This window comes from Leclercia sp. LSNIH3 (assembly GCF_002935105.1).
Classification (GTDB): domain Bacteria; phylum Pseudomonadota; class Gammaproteobacteria; order Enterobacterales; family Enterobacteriaceae; genus Enterobacter; species Enterobacter adecarboxylatus.
Window position 1 is genome coordinate 135,648 of sequence record NZ_CP026387.1, and the last position, 25,423, is coordinate 161,070.

Genomic DNA, 25,423 nt, shown 5'->3' on the forward strand with positions numbered 1-25,423 from the left:
TTTGGGATTAATTTATATCACATTAGGGGTATGGCGATCACCACTCCGTTAAGGGGGGCTAATCAGTTCGCCAGCCAGCCCCCCGGCTCAGGAACCGGTCAATAGACGGAACGGCCGAGCTTTTGTGTCAGGCGCTCCAGCACCGCGACGCCCGCCAGGGAGTTCCCCGTCTCGTCGAGCTCCGGGCTCCAGACCGCAATCGCCATCTCGTGCGGCACAATCGCCACCACCCCGCCGCCGACGCCGGATTTGGCAGGCAGTCCCACCCGCCAGGCAAACTCGCCGGCGTTCTGATACATACCGCTGGTCGCCATCAGGGCATTCACCTGTCGGGCCTGCATCGAGGTGACGACAGGCTCAGAGAGATGCGGCGCATAGCCCTGGGCCGCCAGAAACAGAAAGGTGTCAGCCAGCTCCACGCAGTTCATCTTCAGCGCGCAGTAGTGGAAATAGTTTTGCAGGACGGTCGGCACATCGTTATGGAAATTGCCGAACGACTTCATCAGCCAGGCTATCGCCGCATTACGCGCCGAGTGTTCGAACTCAGACCGGGCGACGGCGGCGTCATAGGCAATATCACTCACCCCGGAGAGCTGGCGCACAATCTCCAGCATCCTCTGACGGGGAGCGCTAAGACGACTTTGTAGCATATCGCACACCACCAGCGCCCCGGCGTTGATAAACGGATTGCGCGGTTTGCCCTGTTCGATCTCCAGCTGTAGCAGAGAGTTAAACGGCTGACCCGAGGGATCTTTGCCGACCCGCTGCCAGATCTCATCCTCGTCATACTGACGCATGGCCGCCACCAGGCTGAGCACTTTTGAGATCGACTGAATGGAAAAACGCTCGGTGGCATCACCGGCCTGGAAGCGCTGGCCATCGACGGTACGGATGGCGATCCCGAGCTTATTGCCATTGACAGAGGCCAGCGCCGGGATGTAATCGGCCACCTTGCCCTGGCCCAGTAAAGGACGGACTTGCGCCAGAATGGCGTCCAGGATCTGATTATTAATGTTGGTAGCCATCGGTTGCTCCTTGCTCACAGGCCAAAAACGGCCTGCGAGTATATCAGAGGCTTATGGATGACGTCAGGCAGGAAGTCGGAAGCGTGATACCGCCTGTAGCAGCAGGCCGGACTCATCATGCAGCCGTTGGGAGGCCACGGATGCCGTGTTCACCAGTTCATCGGTCTGGTGCGCCACCTGGTTCAGGGCCTGTAGCTGGCCGGTCATGCGATGAATGCTATCGCCCTGGCTGAGCGTGGCGACGGAGATCTCATTGAGTAAACTACACAGATTGCCCACCAGGCCGATGACCTGCTGCAGGTTATCCTCCAGCCGGGTCACCGCTTTCGAGCCATCTTCAATGCCCTGCAACGAGTGATTAATCAGCTGCTGGATGGTTTGCGTCGAGTGGCTGCTTTTGCGCGCCAGCAGGCCCACCTCCCGCGCCACCACGGCAAAGCCGCGTCCCTGATTCCCGGCATGTGCCGCTTCGATGGCGGCGTTCAGCGCCAGAATATTGGTCTGAAACGCCACGTTATCAATGATCGCCACAATGCCGCGCATTTCGGCAGAACGCTCCACAATCGCCGCCATCGAGGCGTTTACCGTCTCCATCATCCGATCGCCGCCTGCCGCCATCGCCCGCGCCTCATCAGCCCGCGAACTGGCCAGTCTGGCATAGCCGCTGTTGCCCTCAACGTGGGTTTCAAGGTCGGCAATGTGCGCGGTGACCTCTTTCAGCTCCTGCGCCTGCCGTGCTGACTGGTGATACAGCTTCTGATTTCCCTGCGCCAGCGAGCCGATATTGCTCACCATTGAGGTGGTCGCCTTGCTCACCTGGGTCACCAGTTGCTGCAGGCCCTGTTGCAGGGTATCAACACTGTCACCAAGCTGCGCCATTTCGCGGTTAAACTGCTTAACGCCCGGCGGCGGCGAGGAGAGATCCCCCGCCGCCAGCAGATTGATATGGGCGATAAGGCGGCGCAGCGGCACTATCACCCAGCGAGACATGGCAAACCACACCGCCACCGCGATCGCCAGCAGAACCACCGGCGCCAGTAAGAACAGGAATTGCAGGCTGGAGAGGCTGGCCGTCAGCGATTGACGCCCTTCGGCGACACGCTGGGCGCTTGCCTGCTGGTAGCGGGCATAGTTGTCATTAAAATCTGCCTGAAAAGCCTGGGCGGGTACGGCAAAGAAGGCGTCAATCGACTGGCTGTTAACCAGCCCGTCAGCCTGTTCGCGGATGGCATCAAAGAACAGTTGATAGCTGTTGAGCAGCGCCTCATCCCGCGGCGGCTGCATCGCCTGCCACGCCTGCCAGGCCTGTTGAGAGTCACGCAACGCCTGCTGCGCCTCATCCATCAGGCTGTGCCAGCTTCCGTCCGAACCGGTCTCTTTATCCTGCATAAAATAAACACCTGCGCGGTTAAGCAGATCGCTCGCCGCCAGCAGCGAGATCCGCGCTTGATCGACCTTCGCCTGCTGCATGTAGGCCATCTGATTGCGCTGTTCATTGTGCTGGGCATCGCGCAGCGAGACGGAAAGTAAAACAGAAGAGGAAATTTGCAGGGCGGAAAATAGCCCGATGATGCAGAAAATCCCCGCCAGCAAACCAAACTGACGGGGAATGAAGCGGCGAATAATTTTAGTTAAGTTCATAATGTCATTCATTAACAATGCCTTAGACGTGGGCGAGTCTACGCAGTGAAAATGACAGAACTATTTCAGAATAATGACAGCGGGGCGGAACGCCCGGCGGCGCTGCGCATGAGCCTGTGGGTCAGGCCAGGCGCAGCGTCACCCGGCAAACACGCGGGCAATCCATCACACCCGGTCTTTCCATACCGTCTGCATATTACAAAACTCATGCAGGCCAAAGTGGGACAGCTCCCGGCCAAAGCCGCTCTTTTTCACCCCGCCAAAGGCCACGCGGGCATCGCTGGCGCTGTAGCCGTTGATAAACACCCCGCCGCACTCAAGCTGGCGGGCAAAGCGTTCCGCCATCGCGGTATTCGCGGTAAAGACGGTGGCTGACAGCCCAAAGTCGCTGTCGTTGGCAAGCTGAAGGGCATGATCGGCATCGCTTGCCACGGTGATGGCGGCAACCGGGCCAAACAGCTCCTGACGAAACGCCGTCATCGTCGGGGTGACGTTACCCAGCACCGTGGCGGCATAGTAGTTCCCTGCCCCGGCGATCTTCTCCCCGCCCAGCAGCAGAGTGGCACCTTCGGCAAGCGTGGCCTGCACCTGCTGATGCAGCTCATCACGCAGATCGAAACGCGCCATCGGGCCAAGATAATTTTCCTCATTGTCGGGCGCCCCCATTTTCAACGCTGCGGTGGCGTCAACAAAACGACGGGTGAATTCGTCAGCGATTCCCGCTTCGACGATAAAGCGTTTTGCCGCCGCGCAAACCTGCCCGGTGTTCTGATAGCGCCCGGTTACCGCCGCTTTCACCGCCAGATCCAGATCGGCGTCGTTAAGCACGATAAAGGGATCGGAACCGCCCAGTTCGAGCACGCATTTTTTCAGCGCAGCGCCGGCCTGTGCGCCAATCGCCGCCCCGGCGCGCAGGCTGCCCGTGACGGTCACCGCCGCAATACGCGGATCGGCAATCATCTGGCTCACCCCGTCATTGGTGGCATTCAGTTGGCTAAATACACCCTGCGGGAATTGCGCGTCGTTAAAAATTGCCTCAATCAGGTTGGCAGCCCCCAGCACGTTCGGGGCGTGTTTCAGCAGATAGCTGTTGCCTGCCAGGATGATGGGTACCGCCCCACGCAGCACCTGCCACAGCGGGAAGTTCCACGGCATCACCGCCAGCACCGGCCCCAGAGGACGATACTCAATCACCGCGTCCGTTACCTGCGTCGCCTCGGTATTCAACATCGCCGGGCCATGTTCGGCATACCAGTCGCAGAGACCGGCAGATTTCGCCACCTCCCCGCGCGCCTGGGCGATGGGTTTGCCCATCTCCCGGGCGATCATCTGCGCCATCTCTTCGCCACGATTGCGCAGCGCGGCACCGAGGGCACGCAGTTTTTGCGCCCGCGCGGCCACCGGCACGTTGCGCCACTGGCGAAACGCGGCGTCGGTCTGTGCGAGGGCAAATTCAATCTCGCTGTCGGTCGCCCACGGCCAGACGGCCAGGGTTTCGCCGTTAGCCGGGTTGATGGACAAGGCAGGGGTAGCTGAAGGTGTAGTCATGATCGGCTCCGTGTAATAACAGTTGCTTCAGTGTGGCCCACTCTGCTATTTCTTAAAACTGAATAATAGTGACCACCTTATTCACGATACGAGAACGATATGGATCTGACCCAGCTGGAAATGTTTAACGCCGTCGCCCAGACCGGCAGCATCACCCAGGCCGCGCAGAAGGTGCATCGCGTGCCGTCCAACCTCACCACCCGCATCAAACAGCTGGAGGCCGACCTCGGCGTGGAGCTGTTTATCCGCGAGAACCAGCGGCTGCGCCTCTCCCCCGCAGGGCACAATTTTTTGCGCTACAGTCGGCAAATCCTCGCCCTGGTGGATGAAGCCCGCATGGTGGTGGCGGGCGATGAACCCCAGGGGCTGTTCACCCTCGGGTCGCTGGAGAGCACCGCGGCAGTACGCATCCCGGCCTCGCTGGCGCGCTTTAACCAGCGCTATCCGCGGATCCAGTTTGCGCTGGCAACCGGCCCTTCAGGGACGATGATCGACGGCGTACAGGAAGGCACCTTAAGTGCCGCCTTCGTTGACGGGCCGTTAAACCACCCGGAGCTTGAAGGGATGCCGGTTTATCGGGAAGAGATGATGCTGGTCGTTCCGGCCGGGCATCCGAAGGTAGAGCGGGCAACGGACGTCAGCGGACGCGATATCTATGCCTTTCGCGCCAACTGCTCCTATCGCCGCCACTTCGAGAGTTGGTTTCATGCGGACCGCGCCACGCCGGGGCGCATTCATGAGATGGAGTCTTATCACGGCATGCTGGCCTGCGTGATCGCCGGGGCCGGAATTGCGCTGATGCCGCGCTCGATGCTGGAAAGTATGCCCGGACATCAACAGGTGGAAGCCTGGCCGCTGGCCGAAAACTGGCGCTGGCTCACCACCTGGTTGGTGTGGCGTCGGGGGGCGATGACCCGCCAGCTGGAGGCCTTTATAGCGCTGCTAAACGAAGATCAGCCACCAGCGGTTTCTCCATAAACAGGCTCAGGGGATCTTCCACGTAGGGAGGAAATGCCGCGCAGGTCTGATAGCCGCAGCGTTCATATAGCCGCACCGCCGCTGGCTGGCTGATGCCGGTCTCCAGGCGCAGGGTATGACAGCTGCGGCTGAAGGCTTCATCTTCCAGCGCCGCCAGCAGTTTTTCGCCGAGCCGCTGCCCGCGATGAGCCGGGTCAATATAGACACGTTTCATCTCCCCGCTGCCGTCTGCATTCAGCACCACGGCCCCGCAGCCGACGGCGTTAAGCTGGCGATCGCGGATCACCATCATGATCAGGGTGTGCTCAGGGAGCCCGGTCAGATCCAGCAGGTGATTGCTTTCCGCCGGATAGAGCGCGCTCTGATAACGGTCGAGTTCAGCAATCAGGGCGATGATATCGGGATGGGCGGGCGATTCTGAGGTAATCGAATACATAGCAGGCTCCTTTTGTCGTTTTTCTCCACCATAGCGCCAGGCGGCGGGCGAACAGGCATATTTTTAACTTATAGCTGCCGCCAGCCATTGCACCCCCTTCGCCTGCGGCGTAAGTTTGAGCGCAGTCACGGTAAAATCTCAGGAAATACAATGAATACCAAAGCCCGCAAAGTGATGATTATCGGGGCCGGAAACGTCGGCACCTCGGCCGCCTATGCTCTGCTGAACCAGAATATCTGCGAAGAGCTGCTGCTGGTGGATATCAACCAGCCGCGCAGTGAAGGCCACGCCTGGGATCTGTCGGATGCCGCGGCCTATATGCCCGGCATGATGACCATCTCCACCCGCGAGGCAAGCGACTGTGCCGATGTGGATATCGCGGTGATCACCGTCTCCGGCGGTGCCCTCAAACCGGGGCAGACGCGGCTGGATGAGTTGACCGCCACTGCCAGCATTGTGAAAAGCATTGTGCCGCAGATGATGGCGGGCGGCTTTAACGGCATTTTCCTGATTGCGACTAACCCGTGCGACATCATTACCTGGCAGGTGTGGCAGCTTTCCGGCCTGCCGCGTCATCAGGTGATTGGCACCGGCGTCTGGCTGGATACCACCCGGCTGCGGCGCACCCTGGCGCAGGCGCTGGATATCGGCGCGCAAAGCATCGACGCCTTTATTCTCGGGGAACACGGAGACACCCAGTTCCCGGTCTGGTCGCATTCGGCGGTATACGGCTCGCCGATTGCCGACGTTTATCAACGCCACACCGGCCAAACGCTGGATTTTGATGAACTGGCGGAGCGGGTGCGTAAGCAGGGCTTTGAGATCTACGCCCGCAAGGGCTGTACGGAGTACGGTATCGCCGCGACCATCGCTGAAATCTGCCGCAACATCTTCACCGGCAGCCACCGGGCGCTGGCGATCTCCTGTGTGCTGGAGGGCGAGTACGGGGTGGACGGCGTGGCGATCGGCGTGCCTGCGGTGCTGGCCCAGAGCGGCGTCCAGCAGATTATCGAGCTAAAGCTGGCGGATGACGAACTGCAAAAATTCCGCCATTCGGCGGAGGTGATCAAAGCCAATATCGCTCGCCTGCCCTGAGCCCTATGGCGCTAAGGTCAGCGTGGCATCAAGCTGGCTCAGGGTCTGTTGCACCCCCTCGTCCAGACGTTTGTCGGTCACGATATCGGTCAGGGTGTTGAGGTGGGTGACGTTAAACAGCGACCAGGCGCCATATTTCGAGCTGTCGGCCAGCAGGACGCGGCGTCGGGCGTTGGCAATCAAATCCCGCTTCAGGGCGGCTTTCTCTTCGGTCGGCGACGTAATGCCGCGTTCCAGATCCCAGCCGTTACAGCTGACAAAGGCGATATCCGGCCAGACGTTCTGCAACAGGCGGCGACCATGCTCGCCAATGCAGGACTGGCTGGAGTCGTCGATACGCCCGCCAATGATCGTCACCTCGATCTGCTTAAACTCTGACAAAAACAGGGCAATATGCAGATCGCTGGTGATCACGCGCAGCGGCAGATGGGTAAGCTGGCGCGCAAGCTCAATCATGGTGGTGCCCGCATCGAGCACCACGGCGTCACCCGCTTTAACAAACGCGGCTGCCGCGCAGGCGATGGCGTGTTTCTCCGCCAGGCTGCGCTGCATTTTTTCGCTGGTGGTGGGCTGCGAAGGGATGAACCGGTTCAGGGTCACGCCACCGTGGGTGCGGCTGATGACCCCTTCCTGATCGAGCTTAATCAGATCCCGGCGAATGGTCGCGGGCGAGGCATCCGTTGCCGCCACCAGCTGATCCACCGTCACCAGGTTGTGCCCTTTCAGGTAGTCCATTATCTGTTCTAACCGGCTATATCCCTTCATATTATTCCCGTGTGATTTGCATCGCTAACTGGATAGAAACCGTCATGCTCTCAGACTTCGCTTTACCTGTCCACGCAATGTCGAATGCGGTGCCATGGTCGGCAGAAGTACGGATAAACGGCAGCCCGGCGGTGATGTTCACACCGTCGTAAAAACCCAGGAGTTTTAACGGGATATGACCCTGATCGTGGTACATCGCCACCACCATGTCGTACATCCCTTCGTGGCACTGCATAAACACCGTATCCGGTGGGCATGGCCCTGATACATTCAGCCCCTTCGCCTTCATCGCCTCTACCGCCGGACCGACAATCTTGATCTCTTCGTCGCCAAACAGACCGTTCTCCCCGGCGTGCGGGTTCACCCCGGCCACGGCGATACGCGGGTTCTTATATCCCACGCGCTTAAGGAAGGTGTCTGCAATGCCAATCACGGTTTTTACCCGATCCTGGCTGAGGGTATCAAGGAATTTGCGCAACGCGATGTGAGTGGTGATGTGAATTACCTTCAGCTGGTCGGTATAAAGCACCATCGCGTAATCTTTGCTGTCGGTGAGGTGCGCCAGCAGTTCGGTATGGCCCGGATAGTGATGGCCCGCGAGATGCAGCGCCTCTTTATTGAGCGGAGCGGTGGCAATGGCTTTCACCTCGCCTGCCATTGCCAGCTCGGTAGCACGACGCACGCAGCGGTAGGCCAGATCCCCGGCCTGGGCCTGCACCACGCCAGGCTGTAACGCCTCCGGGTCCGCCAGCGGCTCATCCAGCACGTTGATGATGGCCGGGCTGAACCGGGCCTCGCTGACGCGGCTAATCACGCGTAACTCCGCCGGGGCGGTGATGCCTTTCTCCAGCACCCGTTGCAGGGTTCTGGCACAGCCGACCACGACCAGAGGCGCGCCAGACAGCTCGCCTTCGGTCAGGGATTTGATAATGATCTCCGGGCCAATGCCCGCCGGGTCGCCCATGGTTACAGCAATGATATTAGTCACTCATCTTCTCCTCGATAAAATGCAAAACCTCAAGCAGCGTGGATTCAGTACCAAAACCGCCTGCTTTGGTCATGACTGGCCCCTGCCAGCGACAACCCAAAAACCGACCAAACGGCACGCACTGCGCCACTTGTCCGCGAATGGCAAAACCTTGCGCGTTGAGGGCGCTGGCGACTGCCATTGCCACGTCGCCACCGGAGACATACAGTGCCGCCGGGGATGTGTTCTCCAGCACCTGCCGTGTTAACTCCCCGAGAAACGCGCTGATGGTCTCCCCCAGCGCTGCGCGGCTTAAGCCACGCTGCTGACAGAGAGTGTCAATTTGATGCCGGGCCTGGGTATCAGCGCAGGTATGCACCACGCAGTGCTGCCCTGCCGCCAGGGCCGTAACGATCTGCTGCTGATAACCCGCCCGCGCATCGCTGAACACATCATTAATATCAATCAGTACCGTGCTGACGTTGTGTTGGCTGCGGACCCGCTGGATCTGCTGCTGAGCAATTTCACTCATCGAACCGATCACCGCCAGCAGATGGCGCGGCCTGGCCAGTCGCCGTGCCAGGGCATCGCACAGCCCTGCCGAACCCACCAGCAGGGGGCGTTCGTTGCAGGCAAACGCTGCATTGATAATCTGATCCAACTCGTCGTCACTCTGCGCATCGACAATCACCAGTTGCGCATCACTTTGAAGGGCCGCCGCCAGCTGCGCCGGGCTGACCGCCAGGCTGTTAAGGCGGGTTTGCTCCGCCAGTACCGCCGCGATGTGGGCATGACGCACCGGGGTTTTCGGATCGCTGGCGAATTCGGTTTCAGTGACCGGCACGCCCTTCACCAGGCAGACGCCGTTTTGCGTGGTGCGCCCCGCCGCCGGAAATGCCGGGGCGATAATCGCCTGGCGCTGACCGCTGATGCGCAGCAGCGCCTCAACTTCTGCTCCTGGATTCCCCCGCAGGGTGGAGTCGATTTTCTTCACCAGCCATGTTGCGGCGTCAATCTCGGCAGCGTAGCGCGTCAGCTTTTCAGCGGCCTCTGATGCCCGAAGTGCCCGACTGTCGCTATTAATAACCAGCGCATCGGTGTCGCCGGTGAAGGGGGTCTGAAACGCCACGCTGACTTTTTTGCCGCTTAACGCCAGGCTGACGCCCGCATCGTTAGCCCCGGTAAAGTCATCGGCGATCACCACCACTTCTCTGTTCAGGTTGTTCTCTTTCATCCCCGCTCCGGGTTAGTCTTTCCTGTTAATGATTATATTCAATCATGATTGATTATATGTGAGCAAGATCAAGTTATTCAGTTTGCGAATAAATTATAAATTTAGACACACGATGACTGTGATTGCCTGAGTTGAGCGAAATCAATCACAGACACAGCAACAGGAGAGCAAAGTGTTAACCATTAACAGTACGATTATCAGCGGTGCAGGTGCGATCCCGGCCATCGCGCCCCTGCTGGCAGGCAAAACGCGCCTTCTACTGGTCACCGACGGCAATATCGCCCGTCTGGACGCCGCCAGCGCCATCCGCGCCCTGCTGGAAAACGACAACCGCAGCGTCAGCGTGATTGACAACGTGCCGCCGGAGCCGACCCATCATGATGTTCATGCCCTGCTCGCAGAAATTAATGACACCGCCTTTGACCTGGTGGTGGGCGTCGGCGGCGGCAGCGTACTGGATGTGGCGAAGCTGCTCTCGGTGCTGTGCCATCCCGCGTCTCCGGGGCTGGATGCCCTGCTGGCAGGAGAAAAACCGAACGAGCGCCTCGCCTCGCTGCTGATCCCGGCCAGCGCAGGCACCGGCTCCGAAGCCACGCCAAATGCGATCCTCGCCATCCCTGAGCAGAATACCAAAATCGGCATTATCTCCCCGGTACTGCTGCCGGATTACGTGGCGCTGTTACCGGAACTCACCACCAGCATGCCGCCGCATATTGCCTCCTCCACCGGGATCGACGCCCTGTGCCACCTGATCGAGTGCTTTACCGCCACCGTGGCGAATCCGGTGAGCGATAACGCGGCGCTGATTGGCCTGCGCAAGCTGCTGAACAATATCGAAACCGCCTGCGCCGAGCCGCATAACCTGGCGGCGAAGCTGGAGATGCTGTGGGCCTCGTACTACGGCGGCGTGGCGATTGCCCACGCGGGGACGCATCTGGTGCATGCCCTGTCCTATCCGCTGGGGGGCAAATACCACCTGCCGCACGGGGTGGCGAACGCCATTCTGTTAGCGCCCTGCATGCGCGTGGTGCGCCCGGATGCTGTGGAAAAATTTGCGCAGGTGTGGGATCTGGTGCCAGGTGCCGATACCACCCTGTCGGCGGAAGAAAAATCCCACGCGCTGGTGGACTGGTTTGCTGCCCTGGTGCGCCGCCTGAACTTACCGGACAACCTCGAAACGCTGGGCGTTCCGCGCAGTGACATCGCGTCGTTGAGCGATGCCGCGCTGAACGTAAAACGCCTGATGAACAACGCCCCGCGTCAGGTCAGCCACGCCGAGGTGCAGGGCATTTACCAGACCCTGTTCCCCGGAATTTAACATCGAAGGAGTGAGACATGCGTAACAAGATTGAAGGCGTGCTGACGGCGATCGTCACCCCTTTTACTGAGGAAGGTGCCCTGCATCTGCCGGGACTGAAACGCCAGATCCAGCGCCAGCTGGCGGCGGGGAACGGTATTTTCTGCGGCGGGACCAACGGTGAATTCTTTGTGCTGACCGAAGAGGAAAAAGTGGCCGTCGCCCGCACCTGTGTGGAAGAGGTCGCAGGCCGTGCGCCCGTGGTAGCGCATATCGGGGAGATCTCTACCCGCGCCACCATCCGGCTCGGTAAGCAGGTCGAGACGCTGGGGGTCGATGCGGTCTCGGTGATCACCCCGTGGTTTGTGCCCCTCACCCAGGCGGAGCTGATTAGCCACTACACCGCTATCGCCGATGCCCTGACGGTGCCGGTCTTCCTTTACAACATTCCGGCGCGTACCGGCAACACCATCGAACCGCACACCGCCCGCGTGCTGGCTTCACATCCGAACATCATCGGCATTAAAGACAGCGCAGGCAGCTATGACAGCCTGAGCGGTTTCCTGCAAGCCGCGCAGGGCATTGACGGGTTCGACGTGTTAAACGGCCCGGACTCCCTGATCCATCAGGGCTTTGTCGAGGGCTGCTCCGCCTGTATTTCCGGGCTGGCGAACGTGGCCCCGGAGGCAATCAACGCTATCTGGACCCGTTTCCGCGCGGGCGATGTTGACGGCTCGCGACAGGCGCAGGAGAGCGTCACTGACCTGCGCACCAGTTTATATAAAATTGCCTTCTCCCCGGCGGCGGTGAAAAAAGCGCTGCAGGTGATGGGCGAAGAGGTGGGTGAAAGCCGCTACGCGGTGGCTTTCGATGCGCAACAGACTGAACAGATCCGCCAGATAGTGACGAAGTCACTGCAGTAACCGGCGTTTGATTTCGTCCATAAGAATACCGGGTACCGCTGGGTGCCCAGGGTTCCTACGCCCTGATGAGAGGCAAAGATGAACAATTTTACCGCTGAAGATACCCTGATCATCGTAGGCATTGTGATTGTCTACATCCTGTTTACCACCTGGCTGACCTTCCGGTTGCGCAGTAAAAACTCCGGCGACTTCATGGAAGGCTCCCGGGCGATGCCGGCGTTTATCGTCGGGATCCTGCTGATGTCCGAATACATCGGCGCAAAATCCACCATTGGTACCGCCCAGGCGGCGTTCGAGGATGGCTTTGCCGCCTCCTGGTCGGTCATTGGCGCGGCCATTGGCTTCCCCCTGTTTGGCCTGCTGCTGGTGAAACGCATTTACAGTACCGGCAAAATCACCATCTCCGGGGCGATTGCCGAGAAGTACGGCACCAGCACCAAAAACATTATCTCGATCATCATGATTTACGCCCTGCTGCTGGTGAACGTCGGTAACTATGTGTCAGGCGCGGCGGCCATCTCCACCGTGTTGAAGGTCAATCTGCCAGTGGCCGCCTTTATTACCGCGATTGTCAGTACTTTCTACTTCGCCTTTGGCGGTATGAAAGGCGTGGCCTGGGTGACCCTGCTGCACAGCGCCCTGAAGTACTTCGGGATCCTGATTATCATGGGCTTCGCGCTCTCCAAAACGGGCGGCTTTACGCCGATGATTGAGCAGATGCCTGCCTACTACTGGACCTGGGATGGCAACATCGGTGCCAGCACTATCTTTGCCTGGCTGATTGGCACCATTGGCTCCATCTTCTGTACCCAGTTCGTGATTCAGGCGATTTCGTCCACCAAAGATGTGAAGTCCGCCAAACGCTCCACCTGGGTAGCCTTCTTCTTCTGCCTGCCAATTGCGCTGGCCATTGCGGTGATTGGCGTGGCGGCGAAGTATCTGCACCCGGAGATCGACAGCCTGTACGCTATGCCGATCTTCCTGCAGGACATGAACCCCTGGCTGGCCGGTTTAGTGACAACGTCACTTGTAGCATCGATTTTTGTGAGCGTGAGTACCGTGGCGCTGGCTATCGCCTCGCTTGTAGTGAAAGATTTCTACGTGCCTTACCGCAACCCCACCCCGGAGCAGGAGTTTAAAGCCACCCGCTGGATGTCGCTGCTGATTGGCTTCCTGCCGCTGATTTTCGTCCTGCTGGTGCCGGAAGTGCTGAAGCTCTCCTTCTTCACCCGCGCCATTCGTCTGTCGATTACCGTGGTGGCAGTGATTGCCTTCTATGCGCCGTTCTTTAAGAGCACCCGCGGGGCGAACGCCGGTCTGATTGGGGCCTGCGTCGTGACGTCGCTCTGGTATCTGCTGGGCGACCCGTTTGGTATCAACAATATGTATATTGCGCTGATCACCCCGGCGGTGATTATGGTCCTCGACCGTCTGATCCCGAATAAAGCGGATCGCAAAGTGCCTGCCCCTGTTCAACATAATGGAGTCTGATATGTCTGTAACCGTAACCCGTGACGGGATTGTTCGCCCGCAGCCGCAGGATGCCCGCGTGGAAACGGCAATGTTGCCCTCTTCCTGCCCGCAGAATCACGCTGCGAACCTGCTGCCGCTGCCGGATGGCACCCTGATGTGCGTCTGGTTTGGCGGCACCCAGGAAGGGATCGCTGATATTTCGGTGTGGGGGTCACGTCTGGCCCCTGGCAGTCACCAGTGGAGCGACGCGGTGAAGCTGTCGGACGACGCCAGCCGCTCGGAGCAGAACCCGGTGCTGTTCCTCGCCCCGGACAACGTGCTGTGGCTGCTGTGGACGGCCCAGCTTTCCGGCAACCAGGATACCGCCATCGTGCGCTGCCGTCAGTCGCAGGATCTGGGTAAAAGCTGGGGCGAAATTACCACCCTGCTGGATAAACCCGGCACCTTTATTCGCCAGCCCATCGTGGTGCTGGAGAACGGCAACTGGCTGCTGCCGGTCTTCTACTGCCGCACCCAACCAGGCGAAAAATGGGTGGGCAACGACGACATCAGCGCAGTGAAAATCTCGCAGGATCAGGGTAAAAGCTGGCGCGACGTCGAGGTACCGGAGAGCCTGGGCTGTGTGCACATGAATATCACCGCGCTGAAGAACGGCCATCTGGTGGCGCTCTTCCGCAGCCGCTGGGCTGATAATATCTATATCAGCCAGTCGCTGGACCACGGCGAAAGCTGGTCAGTGCCGGAACCAACGGATTTGCCGAACAATAACTCGTCGATTCAGGTCACGACCCTTGCCAGCGGCGAGCTGGCGCTGGTGTTCAACCACATGAGTGCGGCGGGTGCCCTGGAGCGCCGCGCCTCGCTGTATGACGAAATTGACGATGGCGACGGGCGTAAAGAGCCGGAGGTGACCCACGGTCGCGCTGCGTTCTGGGGGGCACCGCGCGCGCCAATGACGGTGGCGATCTCTGCCGACGGCGGCAAAAGCTGGGCCTGGCAGCGTAACCTCGATGAGGGTGACGGCTATTGCATGACCAACAACTCGCTGGAGAAACTCAACCGTGAGTTTTCCTATCCGAGCATCAAACAGGGTGCCGACGGGGCGCTGCATATTGCCTATACCTACTTCCGCCAGGCAATCAAATATGTGCGCGTGTCGCCGGAATGGGTGAAGGAGTCGCAACAGTGATTATCGGCCATCTTAACGCCCTACCGCTGGCCGGACTCCCCCCGGCACTGCGGGAGATCCTGGATCGCCCGGACTGCTCTCTGGCGGCGCTGGCCGCCCGGGATGACGGACGCTGGCAGCCGCAAGGCTGCCCGTGGTTCTGCCATATTGGCCCGGCACAGACTCAGCCCCAGGCCGAGCGTCATACGGAATATCACGCCTTGTATGCTGATATTCAGGTGGTACTGACCGGCGAGGAGACAATCCGGGCGGGAATGCAGTCTGTCGCCCGGACGGATGATGAAGAGCGCAAGCCGGATCTGTGGATCGCGCCAGGGGTTGTGCATCCGGTCAGCATGACCTTGCGCAGCGGCGATTTCGCGGTGTTTCTGCCCGGCGAGCCGCATCAGGCGCTCTGTGCGGTGCAGGCACCCATGACCGTGCGCAAGGCGGTGTTTAAGGTGCCGCGCGCCCTGCTGGAGGTGTGATATGCGTCATGCGATAGTCACCGGTGCCAGTTCAGGCATTGGCGAAGCCATCGTCACCCGTCTGCTGGCTGAGGGCTGGCAGGTGACGGGCTTAAGCCGACGCGGAATGGACTGCGGGCATCCAAGCTTCACCAGCCTGCGGGTCGATTTAAGTGACAGCGTCACGTTTAGCGCAGCACTTAATACCCTGCCGGTGCCGCAGGCCATCGTCCATGCCGCCGGAATGATGGCCGCCGCCCCGCTCGGCGAGCTGGATCCGGCGGTCAGTGGCCGTCTTTGGGGGCTGCATATTCATGCGGCCGAGATCCTGTTTAACCACTTTGCCCCGCACATGGTTGCAGGTGGCCGGTTGGTTGCTATCGGCAGCCGTACTTCACGGGGTGCCGCCGGTCGTTCGCAGTATGTCGCCACTAAAGCCGCGCTGGTGGGCATGGTGCGAAGCTGGGCCGCCGAACTGGCGCCGCGTGGGATCACCGCCAATGTGGTGGCCCCTGGGGCGACGCAGACCCCGATGCTGAATGCGCCGGGGCGGGAAACCTCACCACCAAAAGTACCGCCGATGGGGAGGCTCATCGCTCCGGAAGAGGTGGCGGCGATGGTGAGCTATCTGCTCAGCGCCGAGGCCGCGCCCATCACCGGGCAGGAGCTGGTGCTGTGCGGAGGGGCGTCGCTGGGGTAACGAGTGCGGCCTGTTGCCGGGGGGTGGTCACGCCTTACCCGGCCGACTATTCGGGTTGCCGTTTTGCCTTTACCTTGCCAGGGTTTAACCACCCTAACCCAACGCCGGAACCCGCCATGGAATACATGCCTCTTCTTGAATTCTGGTTTCACGACCAGCATCGCCCCCTCTGGTTTTCCCGCAATGATGATTTCGATGCCCAGTGCAAACATCGCTTCTATCCCTTGTGGCAGGCCGCCTGCCGGGGAGAGCTGTTTCACTGGCGGGACAGGCCGCAAGGACGGCTGGCGGAGATCGTGTTGCTCGATCAACTCTCGCGCAACCTGAACCGCAACGACGCACGCGCCTGGCAGCAGGATGGCATGGCGCTGATCCTCTCCCAGGAGTTAGTGTATCAACCGATGTGGAATGACCTTAACAGCAACGAAAAAGGGGTCTCGCTGCTGCCGATGATGCATGCGGAGTCGCGGGTGATTCATCAGGAGGCAGAGCGCCTGTTCACCGCCCTGAACGAGCCGGGTTTTCTGAATGCGGAAATTAAACACCGGGCGATAATCGAACGCTTTGGCCGCTACCCGCACCGTAACAGCCTGCTGGGGAGAAACTCCACCCCCGACGAGGTGGAGTGGCTGAAGCACAACAAAGGCTTTTAATGGCTGCGCAAGTAGACAGTCCCCTTCAGATAGAGCGCCGCCTGGCCGCCAATCAATACCCGGTCGCCTTTCAGCTCACAGCGCAGCTCGCCGCCGCGGGGAGAGACCTGCCGCGCCTGCAACGCCGTTTTGCCCAGCTTTTCGCTCCAGTAGGGGATCAACATACTGTGCGCCGAACCGGTAACCGGATCTTCCGCAACCCCTTCACCCGGGCAGAAAAAGCGGCTGACAAAATCATGCTCATCCCCTGGCGCGGTCACGCAGACCATTTTCCCCAGCGGCATCATCGCGTCGATGTCGGGGGTTAATACCTCGACCTGCTGCTGGTTTTCCAGCACCACCATATAGTCGCGCCCTGCCCGCACCTCCTGCGCACCGTTAATCCCGAGGGTGCTGAACAGCAATGCTGGAGGGTTTTCCACCGCCTCGCAGCCCCATGCCGGGAAGTTAAGCGTCAGCCAGTCGCCGCTGCGGGTCACCTTCAGATCGCCCACGAACCGGGTTGAGAAGACAATCTCGGTGTGTGGATAGTCCAGATACTCAAAAATCACATGTGCGCTGGCAAGCGTGGCGTGCCCGCACAGGTTGATTTCGTACTGGGTGGTAAACCAGCGCAGTTCGAACCCGGTGTCGGTGCGCACGAAAAACGCCGTTTCGGACTGATTATGCTGCTGCGCCATCTTTAACAGTACGTCATCCGGCAACCATTCTTCGAGAGGACAGACGGCAGCAGGATTCCCACCAAACGCGCGGTCGCTAAAGGCATCGACCAGATAAAATGCAATTTCTTTCATTGGGTTAACCCTTATTGTTAGCGTAAAAACAGATGACCTTTCATATACAGCGATGCCCTGCCGCTCATGCGTACCCGGTCACGTTTCAGTTCACAACGTAGCTCCCCGCCACGCGCCGAGACCTGCCGGGCGAAGAGCGAGGTTTTAGCCAGCTTTTCGCTCCAGTAAGGAATAAGCATCGTGTGCGCCGAGCCGGTGACCGGATCCTCCCATAACGCTACGCCGGGGGAGAAAAAGCGGCTGACGAAATCGTACTCCCCCTCGCCGCGGGCGGTAATCGACACTTTGTGCTCGCCGGGCGTCATGGCGTTGATATCCGGTTTTACCGCCTCAACCTGCTGGCGATTTTCCAGCACCAGCAGCCAGGCACGCCCCTTGCGAGCCTCGACATAGGTCTGGATCCCCAGCGCCCTCAGCATCTCTGGCGGGGGCGTATGCGGCTCGGTGGGACATGCCGGAAAATCGAGGGTTAACCAGTCGCCGTCACGGGTAACGGTAAGCCTGCCGGAGGCCGTCTCAAAATGAATATGGAGATCGGGGTATCCCATCTCGTTAAACAGGACCCAGGCGGTCGCAAGCGTTGCGTGGCCACAGAGGTTGACCTCACCCCGGGTTGTAAACCAGCGCAGTTCAATGCCCGCTTTATCGCGCACGAAAAAGGCCGTTTCCGACTGGTTGTGTTGCTGAGTCATCCTGAGCAGCGTTTCGTCCGGTAGCCACGCAGGCAAAGGGCAAACCGCGGCCGGGTTACCGCTAAACGCGGCGTCGCTGAAGGCATCAACCAGATAAAACGCAATCTCCTGCATCCTTTTGTCCACTGTTAACATAATGTTGCGTTCTATATTCATGGAAAAACAGGCATTTCACCAGTATTAATCCATCGGCCATATTGAGATCTGCGTCACAAAACGTTTGTAATTCCGCCAGCGATGGATTTATGATCGTCCGCTCTTTATTTACCTCAATCCCTCCCGGACATCTCAATGACAACCAACACAGTTTCCCGCAGGGTCGCGTGGCTACGGGTGGTTACGCTCGCGATTGCCGCGTTTATCTTCAATACCACTGAATTTGTCCCCGTTGGCCTGCTCTCAGATATCGCCAGCAGCTTCGGCATGGAAACCGCGCAGGTGGGGATCATGCTCACCATCTATGCCTGGGTGGTGGCGTCGCTCTCCTTGCCGTTTATGTTGCTCACCAGCCAGGTGGAGCGACGCAAACTGTTGATCGGGCTGTTCGTGCTCTTTATCGCCAGCCATGTCCTGTCGTTTTTGGCATGGAACTTTACGGTGCTGGTGATTAGCCGGATCGGCATTGCCTTTGCGCACGCCATTTTCTGGTCAATTACGGCCTCGCTGGCGATCCGCCTGGCCCCTGCCGGCAAGCGCGCCCAGGCGTTGAGTCTGCTGGCCACCGGTACAGCGCTGGCGATGGTGCTCGGGCTGCCGCTGGGCCGTATCGTCGGGCAGCTTTTCGGCTGGCGTACCACCTTTTTCATTATTGGCCTTGGGGCGCTGTTCACCCTGCTGTGCCTGATCAAGCTGTTACCGAAACTGCCGAGTGAACACTCTGGTTCGCTGAAAAGCCTGCCGCTGCTGATGCGCCGTCCGGCGCTGATGAGCCTTTACCTGCTGACGGTTGTGGTGGTCACTGCCCACTACACCGCTTACAGCTACATCGAGCCGTTTGTGCAGACCGTAGCCGGATTCAGCGCGAGCTTTGCCACGGTATTGCTGTTGCTGCTGGGCGGCGCGGGCATTATCGGCAGCCTGCTGTTTGGCAAACTCGGCAACCGTCACGCCTCGCTGCTGGTGAGCAGTGCCATTGGCCTGCTGCTGGGATGCCTGCTCCTGCTGTTGCCCGCCGCCGGTAGCGAAACCCATCTCGCGCTACTGAGTATCGTCTGGGGTGTGGCGATCATGATTATCGGCCTTGGGATGCAGGTGAAAGTGCTGGCGCTGGCACCGGATGCCACGGACGTGGCGATGGCCCTCTTCTCCGGGATTTTCAATCTGGGGATTGGCGCAGGTGCGCTGGTGGGCAATCAGGTGATCCTGCATCTGTCGATGGCGTCGATCGGCTATCTGGGAGCCATCCCGGCGCTGGCGGCGTTGATCTGGTCAGTATTGATCTTCAGGAAGTGGCCCGTCGCCCTGGAAGAGCAGCCGCAGCACGGCTAACGCGGTGACCGGGTGGCAGAGCGCCACCCGGCCCGGGAATCAGTGGTAGTTTTGAATAATTTCCAGCACGCCGTTGATAATAAACTGCACGCCCATGCAGACCAGCAGGAAGCCCATCAGACGGGAGATCGCTTCGATACCGTCCGTGCCCACCCAGCGCATAATCGCGCCCGAGCTACGCAGACAGCCCCACAGGATCACGCCGATGAGGGCGAAAATCAGCGGCGGCGCAATCATCACCACCCAGTCCGGGAAGTCAGTGCCACTGCGCACCGTCGAGGCGGAGCTGATGATCATCGCAATCGTACCCGGCCCAGCGGTACTGGGCATCGCCAGCGGCACGAAGGCGATGTTCGGGGCCGGTTTGTTGTGTTTATCGTCCAGTGCATCCTGCATATCAGCAGCATCTGGCGATTTCGGTGCCGGGAACAGCATTCTGAAACCGATAAACGCCACGATCAGTCCCCCGGCGATACGCAGACCAGGAATGGAAATCCCGAAGGTGTTCATCACCAGCTGTCCGGCGTAATAGGCCACCATCATGATCGCGAAGACATAAACGGAGGCCATAAGCGACTGTTGATTACGCTGTTCGCGATTCATGTCGCCCGCAAGGCCCAGGAAAAGCGCAACGGTGGTTAACGGGTTTGCCAGCGGCAGCAACACCACCAGCCCAAGCCCAATTGCTCGAAGTAAATCAACCATGTTATGGATTCGTCCTTAGCAAAATGTGACCCGGCAAGTATAGGGTTAAAACCACCCTAACCTCCATGCTCACCGCGTAAGTAATATTTACGCACCGAAATCAATTCATGCCCGTTATACGACGCAACAGAACCTGGGTGAAACTTTGATATGAATCGTTTTAGCAAATCGTGTCATAAGCAAATGCATTCAGTTGACTTATAGTTGCCTGAGCAATAATATCTGCCGTGATTAAACTACTTGCCAGGGCAACCATTGTGAAAAGCACCAGTGACCTCTTCAACGAAATCATTCCGCTGGGTCGGCTTATCTATATGGTTAACCAGAAGAAAGACCGCCTGCTCAATGACTATCTGTCACCGCTGGATATCACCGCAACCCAGTTTAAAGTGCTCTGTTCTGTGCGCTGCGAAGTGTGTATTACGCCGGTTGAGCTGAAGAAAATCTTATCTGTCGACCTTGGCGCGCTGACGCGAATGATGGATCGACTGGTCTGCAAGGGGTGGATTGAACGCCGCCCAAACCCGAATGACAAACGCGGCGTACTGGTGCAACTCACCAGCGACGGCGCGGAAATGTGTGAACAATGTCATCAATTAGTAGGACAAAAACTGCACCAGGAACTAACAAAAAACTTAACGGCGGATGAAGTGGCAACTCTTGAGCACTTGCTTAAGAAAATCCTGCCGTAAACAGAAAGAGGTATGACGATGTCCAGACGCAATACTGACGCCATCACTATTCATAGCATTTTGGGCTGGATCGAAGATAACCTGGAGTCACCGCTCTCGCTTGAGAAAGTGTCTGAGCGTTCAGGTTACTCAAAATGGCACCTGCAACGGATGTTCAAAAAAGAGACCGGCCACTCATTAGGCCAGTACATCCGCAGCCGCAAATTAACGGAAATCGCGCAGAAACTGAAAGAAAGTAACGAGCCGATCCTGTATCTGGCTGAGCGTTACGGGTTTGAATCGCAGCAGACCCTGACCCGCACGTTCAAGAACTACTTTGATGTTCCACCGCATAAATATCGCATCACCAATATGCGCGGGGAATCCCGGTATCTGCTTCCGATCAATCACTGTAACTGCTAATCGCCTGTATTAAGAGCCTGGCCCACCTGGCAACAATTTGAACATGGACAGCGCGCAACAACCGGAGTGCACTGCCCATGTACAAAATGGCAAATAAAACACCCTGGTGGGACAGGCTTTAAGACGTATCGAGGAAATTATGAAACTATTCGCTTCCGCCGCCCTCACCGCCCTGGTGCTGGTCTCCGGCCAGAGTTTTGCGGAGCAAACTCCACGTGTTCCGCAGCAGAACAACCGCGACACGATGATCCTGCCAACGGCTAACGGCCAGTCGTCCCATGACTTTAACCATATGGGCGCAGGCAGCGACAAATCCGACGAGTTAGGCGTCCCTTATTACAATCAGGGCGCCTGATACGTTTTGCCCCGCCCGTGCGGGGCTTTTTTTTAGCCTCTGACCCGCGTCGCCCGACGCAAGCGCAAGCCGAAGACATTGATATACAGCCCGGCCATCACCAGCAGCGCACCCACCAGTTGTAATGCCCCCAGTTTTTCATCCAGCAAGAGCGCCGCACTGGCGATCCCCACCACGGGTACTAACAGCGACAGCGGTGCCACCCGCCAGGTTTCGTAGCGTCCAAGCAGCGCACCCCAGATGCCATATCCGACGATGGTGGCGACAAAGGCCAGATAGATCAGCGACAAAATGGTGGTCAGGTCGAGGGTGACCAGGCTGTGCAACATTACCGTGGGGCCATCCAGCAGATACGACGCCACCATAAAGGGCACAATCGGGATCAGGGCGCTCCACACCACCAGCGACATCACTGCCGGACGAGTCTCAAGCTGCATGATCTTTTTGTTGAAGATATTGCCGCTGGCCCAGCAGAACGCCGCCGCCAGGGTCAGTAAAAAGCCCAACAGCGCCACGTGCTGACCGTTGAGGCTGGCTTCCGCCAGCACCAACACGCCCACTACGGCAAGGGCGATCCCCACCAGCTGTTTGCCTTGCAAACGCTCGCCAAACACCAGCGCCCCAAGAATGATGGTGAAGAACGCCTGAGCCTGCAGCACCAGCGAGGCCAGACCGGCGGGCATGCCGAAGTTAATGGCGCAAAACAGGAAGGCAAACTGACCGAAGCTGATGGTCAGGCCATAGCCCAGTAGCAGGCGGAACGGGATTTTCGGCCGGGCAACAAAGAACAGCGCCGGGAAAGCCACCAGCAGAAAGCGTAAACCGGCCAGCATCAGCGGAGGCATGTTGTGCAACCCGACTTTGATCACCACAAAATTCAGCCCCCAAACCACCACCACCAGCAATGCCAGCAGCCCGTCTTTGCGTGTCATACCCTGCCCCTGTTTATTAAATTTTTGTAAACACTCTTCAAGGTAACGAAAAAAAACGTCGAGGAACAGATCATTAATTCTGGCAGTCAGGCGAAGCACTTAGGGATAAATTTGGAGGTATACAAGCCTCTTATGCCGTGATAATCCTGATAAGACATAACAAAAACTTTACATGCAATTGTCGGGCAGGAAAATGAAACCATCACTCAGGCGCTCAACCGCAGCGCTGCTGGCGTCGTCGTTGTTACTCACCATTGGGCGCGGCGCCACGTTGCCGTTTATGACTATTTATCTCACTCGCGTCTACAACATGAGCGTCGAGAATATCGGTTATGCCCTGACGGTAGCGCTGACTATCGGGGTGGTTTTCAGCCTGGGTTTTGGCATTCTGGCGGATAAATTCGATAAAAACCGCTACATGCTGATCGCCATTACGGCGGTTGCGCTGGGCTTCCTGGCGATCCCGCTGGTGGATAACGTTGTGCTGGTCGTACTGGCCTTCTCGTTAATCAACTGCGCCTATTCGATCTTCTCTACGGTGCTGAAAGCCTGGTTCGCCGATGTGCTGAACCCGGCCGAAAAAGCCCGGGTCTTCTCGCTAAACTACAGTTTCCTCAACATTGGCTGGACCATCGGGCCGCCGTTGAGCACCCTGCTGGTAATGTACAGCCTGCAGCTGCCGTTCTGGGTGGCGGCCTTCTGCGCCGCGCTGCCGCTGGTACTGATCCAACGCTATGTGCAGAAAGGCGTGGCGGCCGATAGCGAACATGTGCCTGTGCCCTGGCAGCCGTCGGTGCTGCTGCGCGACCGGGCGCTGTTCTGGTATACCCTTTCCGGGCTGCTGGCCTCCTACGTGGGCGGCTCGTTCGCCAGCTGCATTTCTCAGTATGTGCTGGCGGCAGATTATGACAGCGATTTTGCCCAGAACGTGGTGGCCGTGGTGCTGCCGGTCAATGCCGCTATGGTGGTTTCATTGCAGTACATCATTGGCCGCAAGCTGTCGGCGCGTAACATCCGTCCGCTCATGACGCTGGGCACCCTGTTTTTCGTCCTCGGCCTGGCCGGGTTCATGGTCTCCGGGGAGAATCTGATCTACTGGGGGCTTGCCGCGGCGGTCTTTACCATCGGTGAGATTATCTATGCGCCAGGCGAGTATATGCTGATCGATAACATCGCCCCGCCGGGAATGAAAGCCAGCTACTTCTCCGCCCAGGCGCTCGGCTGGCTGGGTGCGGCGTTTAACCCGATGATCACAGGGCTGATCCTGACCCATCTCCCGCACTGGTCACTGTTTGTGATTATGATGGTCTCCATTGTGCTGGCGTGGATGATGATTTTGCGTGGCATGCGGGTGAAGGCGTGGATTGAATTACCTCGTGTCGCCTGAAAGCAGTGCCCGGCAGCGCTAAGCTTGCCGGGCACTGCCGATAAGCAAAGAAGATGAATGTTCATCTTTTTACGCAATTACATAATTGTTCCAGCTATCTTCGTACAAAATATTACCTTCAGTATACTTCCATATTATTGTTTCATAACGTAATTCAATATCTTCAAGATGTGTGCTGGTCACTCCGCCAGGGTGCAAATTTGGTGCAATGGCAGTAATTTTAACGTTCTGCATGACAATATTGAAATACTCCACTTCAATCCCTGCATCGTTGGTTTGATACATCTTCAGCGTTGCTTTTTTTAATATTCGGCCTTCGCAAAGTGCTCGAAACAGCAATGGCGTGGTTCTATCGAACTCCTTTTGAATCTTTAAAGGCGTATGAAGTCTGGTTGCCGTCAGTTTGCCCGTATTAGGATCCGTAGGTAACCAAACATGGTGGCTAACTGAACGCAACTCGATAGAGCCAAGCCGGGCGGGCATAACACAGGAGCCTACAATGGGTGAACCATTCTCATCCACTAACCATAAATGCGCTGGGTTAGACATACTTTTATCCTCTATATTATTTTTTAAATTTAAACCAAAGAAAAGCGTGGAAACAAACATGAAACATAATAAATAACCCTATCATCTTGATTGCGAATCCAGGGAAGTAAGAGACAGCGAAAATAGCAAATGCAATAATAGACAAACAAATCCCCCACCCCCATAAAAGTAAGAGGAACTCCTCTTTCAACCATTTCTTTAAAAACTCCATCATTTATCTCATCAGTCTAATAATTAAATCAACAAGTTCATCATCAGATATAAGCATGGGGTTTAAATAAGGACTTCGGGAAATTAAAGGCTCAATCAAGAAATACATCATTTCAAGATTACGTTCATACAGCGCCTGATAATAATAAGCATTAAACTTCTTAAGATTCTCAGCGCAGTTTGAGGCTTCATGAACTAAACCATAAACGCTGAGCGATATTGCTGAAGCAGTCACACTTCTTTTTAAAATAAGCGTTCGAGCCTGGCTTAAACGCTCATGTATAATGGCATGAAAACTATAGCTTTGGCATACGGCGATTGCCACAGAAGTGATAAGCAGTCGGTTAGTGGTCCCCGTTGTGGATAGATAAACACCGGCACTTACAAGTTTGCGAAGGATATTCTGAACACGCCCTTCTGTTTTGTTTTTAAAATGAACCTCAATATACAGACGAATCATTTCAAAAATGATATCACGGTCTTTATATAATTGAATAAGACCAGAAACAAACCTTATATCATCATGTTTAAGTTTCGCACAAACATCTTGATAATTATCCATAAAACATGAAGTATAATACGATGCACGAGTAACACCATTTCCCATCTGCTTAAGAGTTGAAGTGACGTTGTTCTTTACACCTGCCAGCGCTTTATCCAACTTAAGCGCGAGGATCTTCTCAGCCTGTAATGAAGTAATAATTGAATCACTAAAATACATACCCCCTCCATCAGTAAATCATTTTATTTAAATTTAGATGATGGGATATAAGCACACGTGAATTGAAGAAAATATTAATGAATTCCTAAAGATATTGAAGCCGGGTAAGGCATAGCCTCTACCCGG

General features: G+C 57.6%; 27 protein-coding genes. 14 read left to right on the forward strand and 13 right to left on the reverse strand.

Annotation, left to right across the window (positions count from 1 at the left end; genetic code table 11):
- Positions 1-98 precede the first annotated feature (98 nt).
- From glsB to sad, 3 genes are all read right to left on the reverse strand, one after another.
- Positions 99-1,025, reverse strand: a complete 927-nt coding sequence (gene glsB / locus C3F35_RS00625; RefSeq protein ID WP_032618066.1) for a glutaminase B — start codon at positions 1,023-1,025, stop codon at positions 99-101.
- A gap of 63 nt (positions 1,026-1,088) precedes the next feature.
- On the reverse strand, positions 1,089-2,666 hold the full coding sequence (locus C3F35_RS00630) for a methyl-accepting chemotaxis protein (RefSeq protein ID WP_103792464.1): 1,578 nt from the start codon (positions 2,664-2,666) through the stop codon (positions 1,089-1,091).
- 165 nt (positions 2,667-2,831) lie between these two features.
- On the reverse strand, positions 2,832-4,214 hold the full coding sequence (sad, locus tag C3F35_RS00635; RefSeq protein WP_103792404.1) for a succinate-semialdehyde dehydrogenase: 1,383 nt from the start codon (positions 4,212-4,214) through the stop codon (positions 2,832-2,834).
- A gap of 99 nt (positions 4,215-4,313) precedes the next feature.
- Between sad and ptrR the strand changes: the two genes are divergently transcribed.
- Positions 4,314-5,192, forward strand: a complete 879-nt coding sequence (gene ptrR, locus C3F35_RS00640; RefSeq protein ID WP_077227536.1) for a putrescine utilization regulator PtrR — start codon at positions 4,314-4,316, stop codon at positions 5,190-5,192.
- Here ptrR and C3F35_RS00645 read toward each other — a convergent pair.
- Positions 5,146-5,628, reverse strand: coding sequence for a GNAT family N-acetyltransferase (locus C3F35_RS00645; RefSeq protein ID WP_077227535.1), 483 nt, complete (start codon positions 5,626-5,628; stop codon positions 5,146-5,148). The two genes, ptrR and C3F35_RS00645, sit on opposite strands and share 47 nt — an antisense overlap.
- Before the next feature lie 150 nt (positions 5,629-5,778).
- Here C3F35_RS00645 and C3F35_RS00650 point away from each other — a divergent pair, with 150 nt between their 5' ends.
- The gene (locus C3F35_RS00650; protein ID WP_059307968.1) at positions 5,779-6,723 is read left to right on the forward strand and encodes an L-lactate dehydrogenase; all 945 of its coding nucleotides are present in this window, start codon (positions 5,779-5,781) and stop codon (positions 6,721-6,723) included.
- Positions 6,724-6,726: 3 nt separating this feature from the next.
- Here C3F35_RS00650 and C3F35_RS00655 read toward each other — a convergent pair whose 3' ends face one another.
- The 3 genes from C3F35_RS00655 to dtnK are packed head-to-tail and all read right to left on the reverse strand — an operon-like array spanning position 6,727 to position 9,689.
- Positions 6,727-7,488, reverse strand: a complete 762-nt coding sequence (locus C3F35_RS00655) for a DeoR/GlpR family DNA-binding transcription regulator (RefSeq protein WP_032618061.1) — start codon at positions 7,486-7,488, stop codon at positions 6,727-6,729.
- Between the two features lies 1 nt (position 7,489).
- Positions 7,490-8,476 carry a D-threonate 4-phosphate dehydrogenase gene (locus C3F35_RS00660; RefSeq protein WP_103792405.1) on the reverse strand — a complete coding sequence of 329 codons (987 nt, stop codon included), beginning with the start codon at positions 8,474-8,476 and terminating at the stop codon, positions 7,490-7,492.
- A complete protein-coding gene (dtnK, locus tag C3F35_RS00665; protein WP_103792406.1) occupies positions 8,469-9,689 on the reverse strand; it encodes a D-threonate kinase in 1,221 nt (406 codons plus the stop codon). Before dtnK ends, C3F35_RS00660 begins: the two co-directional genes overlap by 8 nt.
- 172 nt (positions 9,690-9,861) lie before the next feature.
- Here dtnK and C3F35_RS00670 point away from each other — a divergent pair, with 172 nt between their 5' ends.
- The 7 genes from C3F35_RS00670 (at position 9,862) to C3F35_RS00700 (ending at position 16,370) form a co-directional block, all read left to right on the forward strand.
- A complete protein-coding gene (locus C3F35_RS00670) occupies positions 9,862-11,007 on the forward strand; it encodes an iron-containing alcohol dehydrogenase (protein WP_103792407.1) in 1,146 nt (381 codons plus the stop codon).
- A 17-nt stretch (positions 11,008-11,024) separates the two neighbouring features.
- Complete coding sequence (locus tag C3F35_RS00675; protein ID WP_103792408.1) at positions 11,025-11,909, forward strand: dihydrodipicolinate synthase family protein; 885 nt, start codon at positions 11,025-11,027, stop codon at positions 11,907-11,909.
- 78 nt (positions 11,910-11,987) lie between these two features.
- Positions 11,988-13,400 carry a sodium:solute symporter family protein gene (locus C3F35_RS00680; RefSeq protein WP_032618054.1) on the forward strand — a complete coding sequence of 471 codons (1,413 nt, stop codon included), beginning with the start codon at positions 11,988-11,990 and terminating at the stop codon, positions 13,398-13,400.
- A 1-nt stretch (position 13,401) separates the two neighbouring features.
- Positions 13,402-14,571, forward strand: coding sequence for a sialidase family protein (locus C3F35_RS00685; protein WP_103792409.1), 1,170 nt, complete (start codon positions 13,402-13,404; stop codon positions 14,569-14,571).
- Complete coding sequence (locus C3F35_RS00690) at positions 14,568-15,038, forward strand: YhcH/YjgK/YiaL family protein (RefSeq protein WP_103792410.1); 471 nt, start codon at positions 14,568-14,570, stop codon at positions 15,036-15,038. Before C3F35_RS00685 ends, C3F35_RS00690 begins: the two co-directional genes overlap by 4 nt.
- A 1-nt stretch (position 15,039) precedes the next feature.
- Entirely contained in the window at positions 15,040-15,717 is a 678-nt protein-coding gene (locus C3F35_RS00695; RefSeq protein WP_059307975.1) for an SDR family NAD(P)-dependent oxidoreductase, read from the forward strand.
- A 116-nt stretch (positions 15,718-15,833) separates the two neighbouring features.
- On the forward strand, positions 15,834-16,370 hold the full coding sequence (locus C3F35_RS00700; protein WP_103792411.1) for a DUF924 family protein: 537 nt from the start codon (positions 15,834-15,836) through the stop codon (positions 16,368-16,370).
- On the opposite strand, the gene C3F35_RS00705 is transcribed toward C3F35_RS00700, so the two are convergent.
- Both C3F35_RS00705 and C3F35_RS00710 read right to left on the reverse strand, forming a co-directional pair.
- Positions 16,367-17,164, reverse strand: a complete 798-nt coding sequence (locus C3F35_RS00705) for a PhzF family phenazine biosynthesis protein (RefSeq protein ID WP_103792412.1) — start codon at positions 17,162-17,164, stop codon at positions 16,367-16,369. The two genes, C3F35_RS00700 and C3F35_RS00705, sit on opposite strands and share 4 nt — an antisense overlap.
- Before the next feature lie 17 nt (positions 17,165-17,181).
- Positions 17,182-17,970: a PhzF family phenazine biosynthesis protein gene (locus C3F35_RS00710; RefSeq protein ID WP_103792413.1), complete on the reverse strand. Its 789-nt coding sequence runs from the start codon at positions 17,968-17,970 to the stop codon at positions 17,182-17,184.
- Positions 17,971-18,147: 177 nt separating this feature from the next.
- On the opposite strand from C3F35_RS00710, the gene C3F35_RS00715 reads away from it, so the two are divergent.
- Complete coding sequence (locus C3F35_RS00715; RefSeq protein ID WP_103792414.1) at positions 18,148-19,344, forward strand: sugar transporter; 1,197 nt, start codon at positions 18,148-18,150, stop codon at positions 19,342-19,344.
- A 39-nt stretch (positions 19,345-19,383) separates the two neighbouring features.
- On the opposite strand, the gene C3F35_RS00720 is transcribed toward C3F35_RS00715, so the two are convergent.
- On the reverse strand, positions 19,384-20,049 hold the full coding sequence (locus tag C3F35_RS00720; RefSeq protein WP_103792415.1) for a MarC family NAAT transporter: 666 nt from the start codon (positions 20,047-20,049) through the stop codon (positions 19,384-19,386).
- 257 nt (positions 20,050-20,306) lie between these two features.
- Between C3F35_RS00720 and marR the strand changes: the two genes are divergently transcribed.
- The 3 genes from marR (at position 20,307) to marB (ending at position 21,498) form a co-directional block, all read left to right on the forward strand.
- Positions 20,307-20,741 carry a multiple antibiotic resistance transcriptional regulator MarR gene (marR, locus tag C3F35_RS00725; protein ID WP_032618045.1) on the forward strand — a complete coding sequence of 145 codons (435 nt, stop codon included), beginning with the start codon at positions 20,307-20,309 and terminating at the stop codon, positions 20,739-20,741.
- A gap of 18 nt (positions 20,742-20,759) precedes the next feature.
- Complete coding sequence (gene marA / locus C3F35_RS00730; protein ID WP_072250842.1) at positions 20,760-21,143, forward strand: MDR efflux pump AcrAB transcriptional activator MarA; 384 nt, start codon at positions 20,760-20,762, stop codon at positions 21,141-21,143.
- A gap of 139 nt (positions 21,144-21,282) precedes the next feature.
- Positions 21,283-21,498 carry a multiple antibiotic resistance protein MarB gene (gene marB / locus C3F35_RS00735; RefSeq protein WP_103792416.1) on the forward strand — a complete coding sequence of 72 codons (216 nt, stop codon included), beginning with the start codon at positions 21,283-21,285 and terminating at the stop codon, positions 21,496-21,498.
- Positions 21,499-21,530: 32 nt separating this feature from the next.
- Here marB and eamA read toward each other — a convergent pair whose 3' ends face one another.
- Entirely contained in the window at positions 21,531-22,430 is a 900-nt protein-coding gene (eamA, locus tag C3F35_RS00740; protein ID WP_059307981.1) for an O-acetylserine/cysteine exporter, read from the reverse strand.
- A gap of 193 nt (positions 22,431-22,623) precedes the next feature.
- On the opposite strand from eamA, the gene ydeE reads away from it, so the two are divergent.
- A complete protein-coding gene (ydeE, locus tag C3F35_RS00745) occupies positions 22,624-23,817 on the forward strand; it encodes an efflux MFS transporter YdeE (RefSeq protein ID WP_103792417.1) in 1,194 nt (397 codons plus the stop codon).
- A 69-nt stretch (positions 23,818-23,886) separates the two neighbouring features.
- Here ydeE and C3F35_RS00750 read toward each other — a convergent pair whose 3' ends face one another.
- Both C3F35_RS00750 and C3F35_RS00760 read right to left on the reverse strand, forming a co-directional pair.
- Positions 23,887-24,366 carry an Hcp family type VI secretion system effector gene (locus C3F35_RS00750; RefSeq protein WP_059307982.1) on the reverse strand — a complete coding sequence of 160 codons (480 nt, stop codon included), beginning with the start codon at positions 24,364-24,366 and terminating at the stop codon, positions 23,887-23,889.
- Between the two features lie 214 nt (positions 24,367-24,580).
- On the reverse strand, positions 24,581-25,297 hold the full coding sequence (locus C3F35_RS00760) for a hypothetical protein (RefSeq protein ID WP_103792418.1): 717 nt from the start codon (positions 25,295-25,297) through the stop codon (positions 24,581-24,583).
- Between the last annotated feature and the right edge of the window lie 126 nt (positions 25,298-25,423).

Bases quoted from the DNA above. Each gene is read 5' to 3' on its own strand.
- glsB (WP_032618066.1), bottom strand. From the start codon at position 1,025: ATGGCTACCAACATTAATAATCAGATCCTGGACGCCATTCTGGCGCAA.
- C3F35_RS00630 (WP_103792464.1), bottom strand. From the start codon at position 2,666: ATGAACTTAACTAAAATTATTCGCCGCTTCATTCCCCGTCAGTTTGGT.
- sad (WP_103792404.1), bottom strand. From the start codon at position 4,214: ATGACTACACCTTCAGCTACCCCTGCCTTGTCCATCAACCCGGCTAAC.
- ptrR (WP_077227536.1), top strand. From the start codon at position 4,314: ATGGATCTGACCCAGCTGGAAATGTTTAACGCCGTCGCCCAGACCGGC.
- C3F35_RS00645 (WP_077227535.1), bottom strand. From the start codon at position 5,628: ATGTATTCGATTACCTCAGAATCGCCCGCCCATCCCGATATCATCGCC.
- C3F35_RS00650 (WP_059307968.1), top strand. From the start codon at position 5,779: ATGAATACCAAAGCCCGCAAAGTGATGATTATCGGGGCCGGAAACGTC.
- C3F35_RS00655 (WP_032618061.1), bottom strand. From the start codon at position 7,488: ATGAAGGGATATAGCCGGTTAGAACAGATAATGGACTACCTGAAAGGG.
- dtnK (WP_103792406.1), bottom strand. From the start codon at position 9,689: ATGAAAGAGAACAACCTGAACAGAGAAGTGGTGGTGATCGCCGATGAC.
- C3F35_RS00675 (WP_103792408.1), top strand. From the start codon at position 11,025: ATGCGTAACAAGATTGAAGGCGTGCTGACGGCGATCGTCACCCCTTTT.
- C3F35_RS00680 (WP_032618054.1), top strand. From the start codon at position 11,988: ATGAACAATTTTACCGCTGAAGATACCCTGATCATCGTAGGCATTGTG.
- C3F35_RS00685 (WP_103792409.1), top strand. From the start codon at position 13,402: ATGTCTGTAACCGTAACCCGTGACGGGATTGTTCGCCCGCAGCCGCAG.
- C3F35_RS00695 (WP_059307975.1), top strand. From the start codon at position 15,040: ATGCGTCATGCGATAGTCACCGGTGCCAGTTCAGGCATTGGCGAAGCC.
- C3F35_RS00700 (WP_103792411.1), top strand. From the start codon at position 15,834: ATGGAATACATGCCTCTTCTTGAATTCTGGTTTCACGACCAGCATCGC.
- C3F35_RS00705 (WP_103792412.1), bottom strand. From the start codon at position 17,164: ATGAAAGAAATTGCATTTTATCTGGTCGATGCCTTTAGCGACCGCGCG.
- C3F35_RS00710 (WP_103792413.1), bottom strand. From the start codon at position 17,970: ATGCAGGAGATTGCGTTTTATCTGGTTGATGCCTTCAGCGACGCCGCG.
- C3F35_RS00715 (WP_103792414.1), top strand. From the start codon at position 18,148: ATGACAACCAACACAGTTTCCCGCAGGGTCGCGTGGCTACGGGTGGTT.
- C3F35_RS00720 (WP_103792415.1), bottom strand. From the start codon at position 20,049: ATGGTTGATTTACTTCGAGCAATTGGGCTTGGGCTGGTGGTGTTGCTG.
- marA (WP_072250842.1), top strand. From the start codon at position 20,760: ATGTCCAGACGCAATACTGACGCCATCACTATTCATAGCATTTTGGGC.
- marB (WP_103792416.1), top strand. From the start codon at position 21,283: ATGAAACTATTCGCTTCCGCCGCCCTCACCGCCCTGGTGCTGGTCTCC.
- eamA (WP_059307981.1), bottom strand. From the start codon at position 22,430: ATGACACGCAAAGACGGGCTGCTGGCATTGCTGGTGGTGGTGGTTTGG.
- ydeE (WP_103792417.1), top strand. From the start codon at position 22,624: ATGAAACCATCACTCAGGCGCTCAACCGCAGCGCTGCTGGCGTCGTCG.
- C3F35_RS00750 (WP_059307982.1), bottom strand. From the start codon at position 24,366: ATGTCTAACCCAGCGCATTTATGGTTAGTGGATGAGAATGGTTCACCC.
- C3F35_RS00760 (WP_103792418.1), bottom strand. From the start codon at position 25,297: ATGTATTTTAGTGATTCAATTATTACTTCATTACAGGCTGAGAAGATC.